At 63.7% G+C, this 14,974-nt stretch carries 12 protein-coding genes; 5 read left to right on the top strand and 7 right to left on the bottom strand.

Going from position 1 to position 14,974, the window contains the following annotated elements:
* Positions 1 to 535 precede the first annotated feature (535 nt).
* The 5 genes from ACQPYM_RS22975 to ACQPYM_RS22955 form a co-directional block, all read right to left on the bottom strand.
* The gene (locus ACQPYM_RS22975) at positions 536 to 979 is read right to left on the bottom strand and encodes an Atu4866 domain-containing protein (RefSeq protein ID WP_433003283.1); all 444 of its coding nucleotides are present in this window, start codon (positions 977 to 979) and stop codon (positions 536 to 538) included.
* Positions 980 to 1,924: 945 nt separating this feature from the next.
* A complete protein-coding gene (locus ACQPYM_RS22970; RefSeq protein WP_433003280.1) occupies positions 1,925 to 2,575 on the bottom strand; it encodes a response regulator in 651 nt (216 codons plus the stop codon).
* A gap of 5 nt (positions 2,576 to 2,580) precedes the next feature.
* On the bottom strand, positions 2,581 to 3,513 hold the full coding sequence (locus tag ACQPYM_RS22965; RefSeq protein WP_433003277.1) for a hypothetical protein: 933 nt from the start codon (positions 3,511 to 3,513) through the stop codon (positions 2,581 to 2,583).
* Positions 3,514 to 4,140, bottom strand: a complete 627-nt coding sequence (locus ACQPYM_RS22960) for a hypothetical protein (RefSeq protein ID WP_433003274.1) — start codon at positions 4,138 to 4,140, stop codon at positions 3,514 to 3,516.
* 726 nt (positions 4,141 to 4,866) lie between these two features.
* Complete coding sequence (locus tag ACQPYM_RS22955; protein ID WP_433003271.1) at positions 4,867 to 5,580, bottom strand: response regulator transcription factor; 714 nt, start codon at positions 5,578 to 5,580, stop codon at positions 4,867 to 4,869.
* A 321-nt stretch (positions 5,581 to 5,901) separates the two neighbouring features.
* Between ACQPYM_RS22955 and ACQPYM_RS22950 the strand changes: the two genes are divergently transcribed.
* The 5 genes from ACQPYM_RS22950 to ACQPYM_RS22930 all read left to right on the top strand — a co-directional run bounded on the left by ACQPYM_RS22950 (position 5,902) and on the right by ACQPYM_RS22930 (position 9,802).
* Entirely contained in the window at positions 5,902 to 7,665 is a 1,764-nt protein-coding gene (locus tag ACQPYM_RS22950) for a hypothetical protein (RefSeq protein ID WP_433003268.1), read from the top strand.
* Between the two features lie 46 nt (positions 7,666 to 7,711).
* Complete coding sequence (locus ACQPYM_RS22945) at positions 7,712 to 8,641, top strand: hypothetical protein (protein ID WP_433003265.1); 930 nt, start codon at positions 7,712 to 7,714, stop codon at positions 8,639 to 8,641.
* A 56-nt stretch (positions 8,642 to 8,697) separates the two neighbouring features.
* Positions 8,698 to 9,003 carry a hypothetical protein gene (locus ACQPYM_RS22940; RefSeq protein WP_433003262.1) on the top strand — a complete coding sequence of 102 codons (306 nt, stop codon included), beginning with the start codon at positions 8,698 to 8,700 and terminating at the stop codon, positions 9,001 to 9,003.
* 64 nt (positions 9,004 to 9,067) lie between these two features.
* Positions 9,068 to 9,541, top strand: a complete 474-nt coding sequence (locus ACQPYM_RS22935) for a hypothetical protein (RefSeq protein ID WP_433003259.1) — start codon at positions 9,068 to 9,070, stop codon at positions 9,539 to 9,541.
* Positions 9,542 to 9,664: 123 nt separating this feature from the next.
* Positions 9,665 to 9,802, top strand: a complete 138-nt coding sequence (locus ACQPYM_RS22930) for a Scr1 family TA system antitoxin-like transcriptional regulator (RefSeq protein WP_433003256.1) — start codon at positions 9,665 to 9,667, stop codon at positions 9,800 to 9,802.
* 259 nt (positions 9,803 to 10,061) lie between these two features.
* On the opposite strand, the gene ACQPYM_RS22925 is transcribed toward ACQPYM_RS22930, so the two are convergent.
* The gene (locus ACQPYM_RS22925) at positions 10,062 to 11,093 is read right to left on the bottom strand and encodes a hypothetical protein (protein WP_433003254.1); all 1,032 of its coding nucleotides are present in this window, start codon (positions 11,091 to 11,093) and stop codon (positions 10,062 to 10,064) included.
* 144 nt (positions 11,094 to 11,237) lie between these two features.
* Positions 11,238 to 14,543 carry a hypothetical protein gene (locus tag ACQPYM_RS22920; protein ID WP_433003251.1) on the bottom strand — a complete coding sequence of 1,102 codons (3,306 nt, stop codon included), beginning with the start codon at positions 14,541 to 14,543 and terminating at the stop codon, positions 11,238 to 11,240.
* Between the last annotated feature and the right edge of the window lie 431 nt (positions 14,544 to 14,974).

Here is a 14,974-nt window from a genome sequence, read left to right as displayed (position 1 = left end):
CCGGCGCGTGCTGGGTCTGCGGTGGCATCGGTGCTGTTGTTGGAGGAATTACAGGGGAATCTCCGGTGGCATCAGCGCCTGCCAGGACAGCGGCGGTGACTGGGGCGACACCCTCAAGGGCGCAGCCCAAGGTGGCCTCCAAGGCGGCATGGCCGGGCTGGGCGCCGGACTGGCTGCCCCAGGCGGCATCTGGGGGATGGCCGCCGGTGCGGTGCAGGCAACGCCGCCGGCGGCTATCTGAACTCCCTCATCTGGGGCGAGGACTACAGCTGGTCCGACGCAGGCAAAGAATTCGCCTGGGCGCCGGCACCACCCTCGCCCTCGGCGGCCTCGGAAGGGGCGGCAGCCAAGTACTGAAGAACACCGGCGCCGCCAGATGGTTCAAGAACAACGTCACGCGGCCACACCGGCAGCGAGTGCGCAGGCCAGAGGACCACGAGATTGACGCGCTGGTCGAATTCTTCGTCGGCGACTCGATTACCCAACGCAGGACGGACGCAGCGAATCTCTACGCCTGGGTCCCACGTCACTCAGGTCATCGGCTTTCGGTCGCCCGGCGATGGGCTTGGCTGCCTTCTCGAAAGAAGACGTACCCGCCGTGGTGCAGGATGTCCCCGTCGAACCTGCCGTCTGCGGTGAATCCCGTGTCGTCGACGTAATCAATCTGGCTGCCCGACACCCGGTAGGAGCCTGTGTAGGCGCTCTCCCGGTCGCCGCGGGCCTCGTCATAGCGGCCGTCGGCGAGCAGCTCCTGGCGGACGTAGCCGTCGGCCGTGACCCACATCCCCACGTGCGATGACTGGGTACTCGGGGCATGCGCGCCCGCAGCAGCACGGTCGCCGGTGTCGGGCTGCCCGAAGCAGCCGGTGAGCAGGACGGTCAGATACGCGACGCCGACCAAGGTGCGTACACGCTGTCGCGTCCGCCCAGCCGTTTGCGTCAAGTCCGCCGGTCCGCCGATGTTGCGTCGGTTGTCCATGACTCGACGGTATGAACAACGGACTTGCCCTTGCCAGGCCGCGTTGCACCCCCCTTCGTATCGCGGGCCTGCCCGGTCGCCGGCTGCGCTGTGCACCTGCCGGAGGTTTTGCGGCTCCATCCCAATACCGGCGGGACCGGCATCCGACCCCTGGCACGGACTGAGCGTCGCGCGATGCCGGCCTCGCCTCAGCAAGCAGGAGTCTCGGATCCCGACGCCGAGGCGCCTGCACCGACCAGCGGGCGGGCGCACAGCCAACCGAGCGGACGCCCGCCCGCTGCTCCACCTCGATGACTAGGAGCCCGTGGATATCCAGGAGTTCCCGCTCGGTCGGCTGACCGTCGATCCGGAGATCGAGAACCATGCGCGGACGCTCGTGCCAGGACGAAGGAGGAGTTCGGACATCCGCCGACTGTCTGTCTTCGCGAGGGCCGGTTAGCCGAGGACTAAACGAGATCTTCGGTCCTCGGAATCTTGATGAGACTGCAATTCTTGTATGTGCTCAGGGCAAGGAAGATCCTGGCGCCGCGTTGGGGCAGAGGTTTCCAGCCGGATTTGGCGGACGCGACCAAGGGTGCCTGGCCCGGGCGGCGACGTTGAGAATGCTGCCTATGGCCGAGATCCTGGTTGTTGGGTTCGAGGACAGTCACCACAGGCGGCGCGCGCCTTGGGCACCCGCGCGACGGAGGAGCGGTAGTCGCAGAAGGGTGGGCGGGAGCGGCCCGGAGCGGAGAGCGACGTAGGAGCGAGCGGCGTAGGAGCGAGCGGCGTAGGGCCGCGTGGGGGTAGAAAGCACGAAACGCGAGCTGCTGGGGCTCCAGCTGCTCGCGTTGGTGTGTCCGAGGAGCAACACGCACCTTAACCACACGCATAACCCTCGACGTACGAGTGTGATGGGGCCGTCTCGGGCTATGCCCGGCATCCGTGCTGAAAGTGCCTCCACCCTCATCCCTCACGAAGGAACATGCCCGAATGTACCGACCGATTGGCGGCGAGCTGCTTGGCAACCTGCCGAAGGAGCTCGTCCGGGCGGTCGACCACGGCGGCAGCACCTGCTGCGATGACCTCCTCGCGCACACGCTGTGCGTTCAGTGTGTAGACGATGATGGGGAGCGTGTGGTCGGTTTGTTTTGCCTGGCGAATGAAGTCGACGCCGGCCCCGGCATCACCGTGACGGCCGAGGTCGGTAATGGCGAGTGCGTAGGGCAACTGTGAAAGATACCTGAGACCCGCCTCGGTGGAGGTCGCCTGCGTGACAAAGCGGCCGAGACTCTCAAGCGCGACGGTCTCGAAAAGGTTGTTGTCCGGGTGGTCGTCAACCCAGAGGATCCTCGCGAATCCTGACGAACTGTTGTCGTCCGGAACTGTTACCTGCTCGGCGGGCTCGCCTCGCTGCTCGACGGCCTTGCGGAGCGCTTCGGTTGCCTTCGCACGGTCGGCCTTCTCTGCTTCGAGCTTGACACTTGCTGTGAAGAGCTGGGCAACGGAGATCGTTGCTTCACCACGCCCACCGAGCTTTTGGACGCGGAAGAGAAGGGTCACGATGCCGAACACAACGACTAGGCCGATGATCAGGGTGACCAGATTCGTGTCCATCTCTGTCACCACTCTCCGTCGATTCTGGCACGAGCTGGATCCACCAAGGCCAGTCCGGCTCGCAGCGGTGCCACGGCGATGGGACCAAACTCTGGCAACTCCTGAAGTTCCTGGATGATCTCGTAAAGCGTCTCGGTACCCAGCCTGCGAGCAGTAAGAGCTGCGATACCGGTCAGGTCCATGTCGCCGACATCTACTGGCGCTGCCGCGCCTTCCCAGAGGTACTGATTGCTCTGAGCAAGTGCCATTGTTTCGGCGTAGCGTCCGCACATGGCTGTGAAATGGAGCCGAATCTGGCCATGGGCATCGTCGCCCGCCATGACGAGATGCAGGGCGATGTCCCACAGGCGACGTATTGGGGTTCCCATCGCGCCGACGGCGACGGTGCCATCGCGGTGCGGCGACGACTCGAGGATCGCCGTGAGGTCGCGGCGGAACTCGCCCCCGATCAGCGGGCTGCCGCCGCTGGCCAAGAGCAGGTAGGCCTGCTGCTGCGGGTACTGGAGAAAGGGCGAAGCGTCGCCGATCCGATTGCCCTCCACGGTCTGACGAACATTCTTGATTGCTTGTGCGAAGGCGTCGAACGGCGGGTCGTCGATCCAGTTTCCGGCGACGACCAAAAGGTACATGCCGTACGGGAGGCCCATGCTGTGGAAGAGGTAGCCGGACCGCGCCAGTAACTGTCCGGCATGGGCTGGATCGAGATACAGCATCCACTGCGCCGCTTCGCGGAATGCACTCGCAGCGTCCGCAGCCAGCGTGAAGGCAGGGTCCTTCGCCAGCGGAGGTCCGGCATCTATCGCTGTCGAATCGGGCTCGATCAAGGGAAGCGCCTCGAGTTCTGCCACGGTGGTCTCGGCGTACAGCTCCAGGAAGCCGGCCGCAGAAGCGACCTGCTTGTCGTCAAGGCCCATCTCCTGCAACACCCTGGCCGCCATCTAGATCAACTCCCGGACATTCGTGAGCCGCTCCGGGGGTGTGAAGCGAGGATTGGTGTGTGTCCACGCGTGAGTGAGCTTCCTGACGTGCGGTAGCACCTCCCATTTCTCGCATGACTGGATGTGATTATCGGGCACCACGACCTTGGCCGCGATCTCACCCTCGGTCTGAAATGCCGAGTAGCGACGATAGGTGTTGAGGTCACGGACCTCCTCAGCAATGCCTTCGATTTCAACGGCCTGTCTCGGTGCCACGACAACCCAGCAGGTGTACAGATATGCCATCGTCTGCCGGCCAAACTCCGTGCCGAACCACAGTGCAGTTCTTCTGGCGCGACGGACATGGTTGGTCATTGCGATGACGTCGCGCTCGACCGTGCCCGCCGACAGGGATATGAAGGGGGAATTCTGTGAGAACGGCTGGCCGGTGGCCGGGTCGATGGTCTGGAAATGATTCACGTGCAAATCAAGATTCTGCACGGACAGTTTCGCCCGGACCGCTGCAGGACTGATGGTACCGACGGTTCGCCACCAATTACAGGCCAGTCCTTGCTGGCTGTCGATGATCCGTTTGGCCTCGGTGTCGCTGCTCAACGCCAGGCCCTTGATGCACCATTGAACGATCATTCTCCCCCCAATACTCAATTGAAACGCTTGAACTCGATCTCAAGTTCTACCCCCTTGTCGCAGTAGACCGCCGCATGGAGTAGGTGTCAATCGCCGTTTAGATCACGATCTCGACGTGGTGCGGGTTTGGGTGCTGACTCCCTTAGGGGAGGGCCGACATGGACTGGCGGGTGTCACGCTGACCTCGTTGCTCGCGGGGCTCCGTGAGTTGCGTGCGGCGCTGGCCGCCGGCGCGATCTGGTTGCTGGCCGGTTGGTTCGCGGTGGAGCCTTCGTGCCCGCCTCAAGTGGGGCGACGGGGATCGCGGCGTCTGCGTATCGGTTGGGTGAGCTCCTCGAGGTTGTCAGACTCGGTGCGGGTTGGCGTTATCGGCCTACCCGGCCGGCGCACTGTCGGAACGAGAGGTCGGTATTGAAGACGGCCCACTCTGGAAACCGTGAGTCAGTGAGTCGCCGATCGCAACCAGCCCGGTGCGGCGCTGTGCCTTCGCGTGCGATGCCAACACCGACCCGTGGTTCGGCTACGGGCTTGAGAGCATGCTCATTCGCCCGTTCCTTCACCTCACGAGGAGCCTCCTGGTCAATCGCGATCCATCCTTGACTAGGCATCGTGTCCTCGTGGGCCGGACCTCGTGGAGCGGTGGCATCCGCTCTGACCGTCAGCGGTTCCGCCTTCCGGTGGACATACGTAGATGTGCGTAGTCCGGACGAGACCTGCGTGGCCTCGTTACCGAAGCACGAGATCGATGTACCCCGCCGTCGGATGGGATAGGACGCCGAGGGCGGATGCGACGCGTACGGCGGTCAGTCGGTCGTGGACGCCGAGTTTGGGATAGATGTGCTCGAGATGCTTATGAACGGTTCGCTGGGACATCGTGAGGCGATGAGCGATTCCCAAGGCCGTGTGGCCCTCGGCCAGCAGCCGGAGTACCGCGAACTCGCGACCGGTGAGCCCAACCTCCTTCGCCGTCCGCGCCGCTGATCGCCCCGCACTCGCCAGGGCTTGGCTCTGGCGATGCAGCGCCACCAGCGCGGGCTGTAGTCGGCGCGCGACCTCGAGGTCGTCGTCAGAGAAGTCCTTCTGGCCACGTGCCAGGACGAAAGCGAGATGCTCGGTCGGGCCGAGGACATACGGCAGAGATAGTTGCTGGTCTCCTTCGAGTGGTCGAAGAATGCTGAGTGCGATACGCCGGTCCTGCGGTGAGACAAGTGATCGTGGCACGCGGCCCGTTGTCTGTGCCTTCGGGTCCTGGACCACCTCGTACCAGCGCACCAGCGGATGCCGCCTCACGAATGCCGGCGTTGACCACTCGGCACGCTGATCGCTGCTGACGTGAGCGAACACCTCGGGCCGGTCGATCTCGAAGCCGGCTTGGCTGATCGGGGTGCGCCACTGCCAGGTTACGGCGGCAATGTCGAACGTCGACCGCAACTCCGCCATCACCGCGACAGTAGGCATCGTGGTGAGCGGTTCGCGCAACAGATCACTGATTACCCCAAGCCAGTGCGCCACGCGAAAATCGTTGGTGATCACAACCGTCCCCCCATCCCAGGTTCCTGAAAGCCGATCTGGCTACCACGTATTGATCGATGGGTCGTGGGCGACGTTTGTTGCCAACCACCAGACCTACGCAGTTGTGCGTATGTACCGCGTGCCCGGCCGGAACTCAGACTCGAAACATCGGCGTGACGGATCCGCGTCCGCCGGCGGTCCGGCGAGGGGCGCCGACTGGTGGGGAGATTTGAAAAGAGGCGAAATCAGGTGACTAGCATTTCGGACAAGCCTGTCGGCTCGGGCGACCTGGCGGCATTCGGGAAGGCGAACAATCCCGCCGCCGCAATCAACTACAGCGTGCCGGTCCCGGGCTCGTACACCATCCGCCGCATGCAGCCAGTCGAGTTCCCGGCCGACTGGTTCACGCAAGCGGCCAAAATCGCCGGTACGTCGTTGGAGGAACAAGGGGTGGTCACCGGTCCCGAGGATGCACCACGACTCGATCCTGATCGACTGCGAGGGTGGTACGAGCGGCTGACCCCGCTGAGCATCCGCCCCCAGCAAGGTCCGTGGGGTCAACTGCCGGCCCGGCCGCCGGCACCGACAACCGAGACCCCGCTGGCGCAGGTCAGGAGTCTGCCTCACGGAGTCCAACGGTCGGAGCTTCTCGACAAACTGGCCGAGGTCAGCGTCCGCCAGCAGGAGAACTCGCGGCAGCCGGTGGCCTTGACCGTACCGATGCCGGGCCTTGGGCGCAGTGTGCGTCTCGTACCGATCCTGCCGACCAGCTACACCGGCTCAAGCCCTACGATCGCACTGGTCGAGGTATTCCGGGTGTCGTCGTTCCTCGGCGACTACGGCCTGGGCCGAACCATCCAGACCTACAGCCTGCTGCCAGGAGAACGGACGACCATCACGGTCGAGACCTGGCGGAGTGCCGATGAGTCACGCGAAGACTCGACCTCGGTCTTCGATTCGTCGGACCGGAACGCGCAGTCCCGCTTCACCGACGAGGTCGAGAGCCAGGCGGGCAATAGCGCGGAGAACTCCGGAACCTGGGCGTCGTCCTTGTCCGCGAACGTCGGCGGCGGCTTCAGCTTCTTCGGGCTCTTCGGCGCGAGCGCCGGCGCACAGACCTACGACGCCGCGACCTCGCAGTACTCCCGTCAGCAGTTCTCGCAGTCGATCTCGCGAGCGTCCTCGGAGCACGCGTCCCAGGTGAACAACTCGCGTCAGCAGTCGGTTCACACAGCAACGAGCACCACGACGTCGACCGCGTCCTCGGAGGGCACGGCGCGCGAGATCGTGAACACAAACCTTCGGCGCGTGCTCAATTTCGTCTTCCGCGAGCTGAATCAGACGTACGAGACTGTCACGAGTCTGACGGAAGTCCGGTTGGCGTTCTACAACGGCCGTCAGGGATCGGCGCAGCTCGTGCCCCTGAGCGAGTTGCGCTCGTTCCTCGAGTCTACGATCGTGGCGCAGCATCGCGATGAGGTCGCGCGGACGCTGCTGACGGCCATTGCCGAGTGCACCGATCACCGCGGTTCGCCGCAGCCGATGCTGCAGTTCGGCGAGCGGCTAGGTGGCGTGTTCGACTGGAAGAACGCCGCACTCGACGAGGCCGGGCACCTCAAGGATCTGAACAGCCCGCTGGACGCCAAGCTCGCCTGGCGGCTCATCCCGGATCCGGTTGGTCAGGACGACACGCCGGGGCCGACGGTTCCCGGTGTGGTGACCGCTCGCGACAAAATCGTCCTGCGCACCGACAACGTTGTGATCGAGGCGTTGCTCGGACAAGCCGACGCGTTGGACCCGTACGCGACCGCAGTGCAAGCGCTCGACCTCCAGGCCCGCGAGGCGGCAGTCGAGAACCAGAAGGCGCAGAACCTGCGCCTGACGAAGGCTCTGGAGCTCGTGGCCGCTCAAAGCAATGGCGAGCAGGTCAAAGCATGGGACACCGTGCTCGGCGACAAGCCCGATATCTCCGTCGTCCCGGTCGCCTCCGTGTCGAACGGTCATCCGGCATGAACGCGCGATCGTCACGTCTAAGCGCGCTCGGTGGCGGTGACACCCGATGAGCACCGATGTCGCAGGCTACTCGGGAGTGACGGTCAGTGGAGCCGGGTTCACCGGCTCCACACCGGTCGCCGCGACCTCGGCGACGCGCACAGCCGCCGGGTACACCGGCGTCACGGCCGACGGGGCCGGCTTCACCGCCGTCGTACCAGCGTCCGCAGCTGACGCCCCCTACGCGGGTCTGACTGCTTCCAGCGCCGGAGGGTACGCCGCTGACGTCGACTCACGTGGCCTCGTCGACGCTCGGCAGCAGGTGGTGACTCCGGTGTCGCCGTACGACGGATCCCTGCGGGCGGCTGCACTCGAGGCGGCCCCTCAGGCAGCGTCGACCGGCTACGACGAGACGATCAATTCCTCTGAGGTGGTGTTCGAGGAAGGTCACACGTTCGTCGCGCCGAGGCAGGCTCCTGAGGGGCGGCTCGATCACTCCTACGTCATGGAGTGGCGACTTGGTCCGGCGACCTCGTCCGCCACGCCGGCCACCGCGACGGCGATCATGACGAATCGCCCCAACAACATCTTCCCGTTCGGTGTCTTGAGTGCCGACGGTGGACCGGATGTCATCCGGCCGGGTGCCCGGCTGAACCTCCGCGGCGACACACTCTGGCCATTCGACGACGACCACGTCGTGGTGACGGAAGGCTCGGAGACATCGTTCGAGTTCACGGCCGAACCCGACCACTTCCGTGGCGGCGGTTCGCAAGTTCGGTTCCGCGTCGAGCAGCGCGACGACCAGCTGTACCTCGTCCAGGAAGCGGACGAGGAAGGAACCGTGCTCGCACCGCTGTACGACTTCGGTGCGAGGCGAGCATGGTCCGTCCAGGCGGAGAACCTGCGCCGGGCGCTCTACGGGGGCGGCACACCGAGCGGATTCCCGTGGCCCAAGGCATTGCAGCCACGCGCTCGGACAGAGCCCGGCGGTCCCTGAGGGCCTAGCGGCCCAAGGCGGCCAAGCATCGCTGCACTATCGAGAGAGGGTCGAGGATGACAGCACGTAGGAAGTTTCCGGTCTTGGACACCGAGGATCTCAAGAGGGTTTTCCCTGACCTCGAGGTGGGCGACATCCTCGAGATCCACTCCGACGACCTGGACGAGGTCGACATCGGCCAGTACGTGGTGATCCAGCGAAGCGCGGACGAGGACCGTGATCTGGCACTCCTCACGTCCGATGAGCTGCCGGAGGTCCGCGGCTCTAGCCACATCGGCGCGCATGTCTCCGGTATCGGGGACGCCGCAGTGACCCTGGAGGTTGTGCATGTTTCAGACAAGGACGATCCCCCGGAAGGGTGATCGTGGCCGACGGCGCGCTCCTGTCGTCGCGTTAGCTGGTGGTGCTACGTCGGCGGGCGCGGTAATGAAGCTGGTGCAGGACCAACTGGCCGAGGAGCGTAGTACCAAGTCGTCGTTGGAGGCGCGCGCCATCGGAGTGATCACCTCATCAGGTGCCTTGGTGACGTTGCTGTTCGCGTTGTCGGCGTTGGTGACGAAGTCACCTACCTATGAGCTGCCCGAAGTGGCGCGGATTGCGCTCGCGGCCACCCTCATCGCCTTCGGCATCGCCACGGTGCTGGCGATCACCGCGGCCCGCCCGGAGAACTATCAGGAGGTCACGGTCAAGTCCCTTGAGGCCGTCGCGACCGCAGAGGCGATGACTGCGCTTGCACGAGAGGGCGAACCAGAGATCGCGAAGGTTCTCGTGAAGATCATCGCCAGGGCGCGTAAGGAGAACGGTGTTAAGGCGCGCTTCCTCCAGTTTGCGGTCACGTTTGAGGTGACAGCGGCCATACTGCTCACGTTCGCGGTCGGCACCGTTCTCTTGGTTGGCTGAGGGTGTGGACGGCGCTTGCTAGTCGGCGTCATCGGCGGCATCGGCCGGATTGGAGGAAGTGGCGGCCGGGCTCGAGTTCGGTGTGGTCGACGGTGTCCGGGACGGGGACGTCGATGTAGAGCAGTGGCGGCGCTGATCCGTCTGTACGAGTTCTACACCGTGCCGGGTCTGTTGCAGACGCCTGACTACGCACGTACAAGGATCCTGCTGTCTCACGACGTACCTACGAGGAGATCGATCGGGCCGTGGCAGCGCGGATGAACCACCGCCAACTCAAACTGTTGTCGTCGGCAACTTGTTTGGTGGGCAAGAGAAGAGGTGATACGAGTTGTCGTGTCATCTCTATTGAACAAGTGTTCCAGTGTCCGAGGCCGAACACGCACCTTAACCACACGCCTAGACCTTGACCTCGATCCGCTGGGCCGAACCCCGTGACGCCGATTTGCAGCCCAGAATGGTGATTGATTGTCGCTGATGCGCCTAGGTTCGGCCCGGTCTACTACCCGTCGGCAGTAAGTATCTACATCAAAGAGGCCTTGACAAGAACATTGACCAGGTCGGCAACGTTGCTGATCAGAATCGTGTTGTACCGCTGGTCGACCTTGCTTTGCCGCATCATGTGGACCCACTGCTTCTCAGTGACGACGACGTCGCAGTAGACGGCTGCGACAGGCAGGGCGACGATATCAATGAAGTCGTTCGGCTCCCACTCTTGCTGAGTCTGTCGATGCTTTGCTGACCGCATCACATTAGTGACATACCGGGTGGGCAAGTCGTCGACAAAAGACAGCAGTTGACCGACCGTGATGTCCTGCATGAACTCCTCATAGACCACTCCAATGCGGTCGAGCGCCTCCACAATGGCAGGTCGGATGTCACCGAAGTCGGTACCGCGAACCACTTCGTCGATGGCGTCGCCAGTAAGGCCGTGTTTCGCGATCTCCGCGGCGAGATGGTTCTCGAAGTCGACAAACCGCTGGCTATGGTCGGAGTCCGCATGATCGAACCCGTGAGCCCGGAACGTTTCGGGGCCGGCTCGGAGTAGTTCTTCCTCGATGACCTCGGCGACCGCGTTCTTTAGCTGGGCGCGCAGGCCGCGGGGTAGACCAGCGCCACTATCCGGAAGCGCCGCTAGGTCGAGCTCTGGCCACTTCATCCGACTCTGAGTGATGTGCTGCATTCCGACGCCGAACACCGCTTGGCGACGGGGATGCTCCGGCCGCCCTAATCTGCGTTGAAGCGCGAGGTCCAGTTCCTGATCGAGGATGCCGAAGGGGACGGTCATCGTATGCTGTCGCGAGAGCTCGAGCATCACGTCGGCCACATCGTTGCGGGACCGGTCATCCCCGCGCTTCCCGGTCTCCCAGTACCGGTACATGTCCAATGGGAAGGAGACGGTGCCCGCTGCGACCCCAGCGCGCGCCATTGCGAGCGCGTCTGCGAAGGGAGCGCCGAGCCGGTGGCCGGTCGCTGCCCGGGCAAGGTCAACCCACTTGTTCTGATCGAGGTAGATGCGCAGCACACGCCCATCGTCGCTGAGTTCGAAGGTCACGACCACCTATTTGCGACGGGCCTGAGGACCCCAACGCGTGAGGGGCTCGGACTGGTGTCAGGATGCCGCCAGAAGACTTCAGGAGCGCGCACGGCCGACGATAATCCCCACAGGATATCGACTGCCCAGCCACCGTCAGCGGACTCAACCCGGACGCTCGCAGAGACCCCTTCCGACGGTTGTCAGCACGTCCCTGAAGGGTGGACCTAAAGCTTCCAACGGCGGGTACTTACTGCCGGCCGCGAAGGCTCGCGCGATTAGTGTTCGAGCGCGCGCAGAAGGCAGCTTCTGAGCGAGCGTGGCCAGCGAAGCGGCAACGTGCTCCGGTGTGCAAAGCTTGGGAAGAAGCGCCTCGGCGCGGTCCAGTTCTCCTGCGGCTGCCAACGCCTGGCAAACATCAGCAAGCGTACCTGACTGGACGTAGCTGTCGGAGACTTCTCCGCTGAGTTCTTCGGCCTCGTCGATCAAAGCGAGTGCCTGAGCGATGGCACCCGTCGCCGCCATCGCAGTGGCCAGGTCGCAGATCGCCTTGATGGCAAGCTCCCTTCTCTCGTCGGCTACGGTCGGGTTTCCAGCGGCCTGTTGTCTACCTTCTGCGATGAGTCGTCCCGCGGCGACCAGGTCATTCGCAAGGACCGCTTCGGTCGCGATACCGCACAGAGCCGTAACTCTCTGATCTGGGTCGTTAATAGCTTTCGCAACCGCTTCTGCTCGGGGCAGATCCGTGGCGGCCAACTCTTGCGCGACCGCGGCCAATGCCTCTGCTCGTTCCTCATCGGCGGCTAGCGCAAGGACGATGCTCACAAGTTCCTCGGCCAGTCGTTTCGCCCCGGCTCTATCTCCGATCCCCGCACGGCAGCGAATTAGCCCGCCGAGCATATCGACCAGAACTTTTGGTTTGTCGAAGCTGCGGGCAATCGCCTCAGCCTCGTCGGCCAGACTGGCGGCCTGGTCGACGAGACCTGTCTTGGCCAGCGCCAAGACTGCCGCCGGCCACGTGTGGCCCGCGGGCGGGCCTTTGAGCACTAATCTGGCGGCTGCCTCCGCCTGGCCCGCCGCGCGTCCAGCACCGTCCAGATCGCCAATCGAAGCCAGGCTCTCCGATACGGCGACGAGTGCGTAGGTCGCGGAGGTTGGTTCATCGATTGTTTGGGCTATCGTATTCGCTAGGTCACACTCGTCGATTGCGATGAGCGCTGTTGTAGCGACCACCGCCCAGGTAGGGTCATTTGCCGGAGTGCTGGATCGGGCGACCTCCTCTGCCTCAGATGCCAAGGCCAGCGCAGTCTCCAAGTCGCCCGCGGCGCGAACCGCCCGCGCTACTTGGGTCAGCCCTTCAGCCTTTAGCTCCAGTTGATTGATAGATCGAGCGGCCGACTCGCCCCGACGCAGTTCACCGATTTTGATCATTGCCTCTACCGCAGCGTGGACAGACCATCCTCGCTGGTGGGTATCATCGATACCGGCGGCTACTGACACGGATTCGTCGAGTAGCCTTGCCGATTCTGCCCGTCTACCGGCGCGGTCGAGCGTCTCCGCCACCGCCCGTAGGGCCCTTGCCTGATGAATTGGATCAGAGATTGACCGCGCCATCGTGGTTGCTTGCTGGACGTTGCCAGCAGTAAGTAGTGCCTCAGTGGCTGAGATCATCTGTTCATACCGCTTGGCGTCATCAAGGATAGTGGCGGGTATCCGCGCAGCCTCCTCCGCAAGCGTGGCTGCTGTTGCCGAGCGACCTGCGTGGATCATCACCTTGATGACGACGTCCAGGAGCGGAATGGGATCCGGAACAGAGAACGTCCTCGCGATCGCCTGGGCACGACTGGCCATCTCATTCACAGCCGCGTGCTGACCGCCAGCGGAGGTAACGGCCGCGAGGCGTCGCAGAGGCCATAGCCGGTCGAACGGCTTCACCGCCGTACACGCGATTTCGAGGGCCCGGCCCACACGGTCAACTGCCTTCGCGATGTCGCCCACCACGAAGTCTGCCTCTATCAGGTCGGCCATCGCGTAAGCCCGATAGTCCGGCGAGGGGATTGTGGCGATGATCCGCTCGGCCTCAGCAAATCGTCCCAGGGCGACCAGGGCTTCGCTGAGAGATCCGAGTGCGTCAGACCTGGCGTCGAGATCGCTGAGTCGGTGTGAGGCCGCCTCAGCCTGAGCGAAATCTCCGATCTCGATCCAGGCTTCCGCCACGGCCTGTGTCGCCTGATCTCGCTGGAACAGAATGAGACTCCGATGCTGTGACGCAGCGGTGGCCTCTTGGGCCAGGGCGACCGCCCATTCGGAGTTCCCGCTCTCTGCCACCGCTACCGCCAAACACGCCAGAGATTCGGCCCGATTATCGAGACCGGGAAGCGCCTGTGCCAAAGCCTCGGCTCGACGAGCGAAACCCAGCTCAAACCATAGCGCAGGTAGTTCGACAGGGATGTTCTCATTGCGGCTTCTCAGCGCATCCCGACGCCGAGCGAGTTGTGACATCGTCACAAGGTCGGCTTCGTCATTCGGGAGCAGAAGATCAAAAGCAACCTCAATCTCCGTGAAGGCAGCGCCATCGCCGCCGCTGAGATCGAGCATCCGATCGTGGCGGGCCGCGTCCAGCGCAAGAGAGACGACCCGGTCGGTCTCGCTGGATGAACGTAAGAGCTGAAGGTATCCGCGCAGGAGGTATTCGGGTGTGTGAGGTGGCCAGCCGGCCTGGCGGTAAGCGTCGGCCCAAAGGTGCAGTTTGGATCGGTACGCTGCGAGCCGTTGCTCTCCTAACCGCTCGATTGCAGTCATCTGAAGTTCCTCGTGACCGAGAACATAGACCTCAGGTCCGGTTCCCGGCTGCCATCGGCTCTGCCGAAGACCGAAGGTGCGACCGGCAACGGTGCCCAGATACTCGATGACCTCCCACCGAGGCCGTTGAGTCAACTCAGCCAGGTCATGGGCGCTCAGGCCGCCACCGGCCGCCGTCACCAATCCAAGAAGGTGCTGGTCCGCGGGAGAACCCTGCAATAGAACGCTTAGTTCTCGGAGCATGTCACGTTTGATCACGGTCGCTTGGGGCGCCGTCCCGAGCGGCCGGATGATCGCGGGATTCCGTAGCGGATGAGTAGCATCTACATCGGTCGGAATCGGCGGGTTAGGGCGTCCGGCAACGATGATCCGCAAGTTCGGTGGTGGTTTGGCGGGTAGGAGCGCCGCAATGCTGTAAGCATCCGGCCCGGACGTGACGCCGCGGTCCTCGTCCAGACCATCGACGAGTAGGGCTAAACGCTGCCCGACAGCTTGGCAATGCTGGGCGGCTCGATCAAGTAGATCTAAGAAGCACAAGTCGCGTGTGGCGTCAGTTAGGTGCGAAGGCATCGGCTCTTGGAGTACCTCGGCCAACTGCTCGATCACCACGTCGGTGAAAGCAACACGATCGCTCTGTCCAGCCCATCGTGCGGTGATGAAGAACGACACGAGTCGGACGTTCTCTGGTGGATTGAGAGCGAAGCTGGACATCAGCGCCGACTTGCCGGCCCATGCAGGCGCTCGCCACCAAATGTAGCTCGGGCCACTTGAGGCTCTGCAGTAGTCAGCCAGTTCGGAAAGTTCCTGCTCTCGGTCGATGAGCTGAGCCGGAGCGATTCTGGCGATCTGTTGGGGATAGCTAGAGCGAGCAGTGGGACGGCCTTCGATTGAGACTTGACCGATGATGCCCGTGCTGGCAACTCCGCCGTGTTGGGCTATAGCGTCCCCGCTCTGCCGGACAGACAATTTGTCGGGCTTAAGCCAACTCACGTCGAATGTCCCGTTGGTGACATCGCTGCCATCAAGGCTGGTCCACTCCGGTGTTCGCCTGGCCGCCGTCGGTGGCATGGGCATCTCCACTGCCTGTGACAGCTGATGGC

This window comes from Kribbella sp. CA-294648, from assembly GCF_050943845.1.
Taxonomy (GTDB): domain Bacteria; phylum Actinomycetota; class Actinomycetes; order Propionibacteriales; family Kribbellaceae; genus Kribbella.
The sequence above is the reverse complement of the archived record's forward strand: the minus strand, read 5'-3'. Positions and strand labels throughout refer to the sequence as shown.

Coding starts and splice junctions, on each gene's coding strand:
- ACQPYM_RS22960 (WP_433003274.1), bottom strand. CDS start 4,140: ATGATCGTTCAATGGTGCATCAAGGGCCTGGCGTTGAGCAGCGACACC.
- ACQPYM_RS22970 (WP_433003280.1), bottom strand. CDS start 2,575: ATGGACACGAATCTGGTCACCCTGATCATCGGCCTAGTCGTTGTGTTC.
- ACQPYM_RS22945 (WP_433003265.1), top strand. CDS start 7,712: ATGAGCACCGATGTCGCAGGCTACTCGGGAGTGACGGTCAGTGGAGCC.
- ACQPYM_RS22935 (WP_433003259.1), top strand. CDS start 9,068: ATGAAGCTGGTGCAGGACCAACTGGCCGAGGAGCGTAGTACCAAGTCG.
- ACQPYM_RS22965 (WP_433003277.1), bottom strand. CDS start 3,513: ATGGCGGCCAGGGTGTTGCAGGAGATGGGCCTTGACGACAAGCAGGTC.
- ACQPYM_RS22975 (WP_433003283.1), bottom strand. CDS start 979: ATGGACAACCGACGCAACATCGGCGGACCGGCGGACTTGACGCAAACG.
- ACQPYM_RS22955 (WP_433003271.1), bottom strand. CDS start 5,580: ATGGCGGAGTTGCGGTCGACGTTCGACATTGCCGCCGTAACCTGGCAG.
- ACQPYM_RS22940 (WP_433003262.1), top strand. CDS start 8,698: ATGACAGCACGTAGGAAGTTTCCGGTCTTGGACACCGAGGATCTCAAG.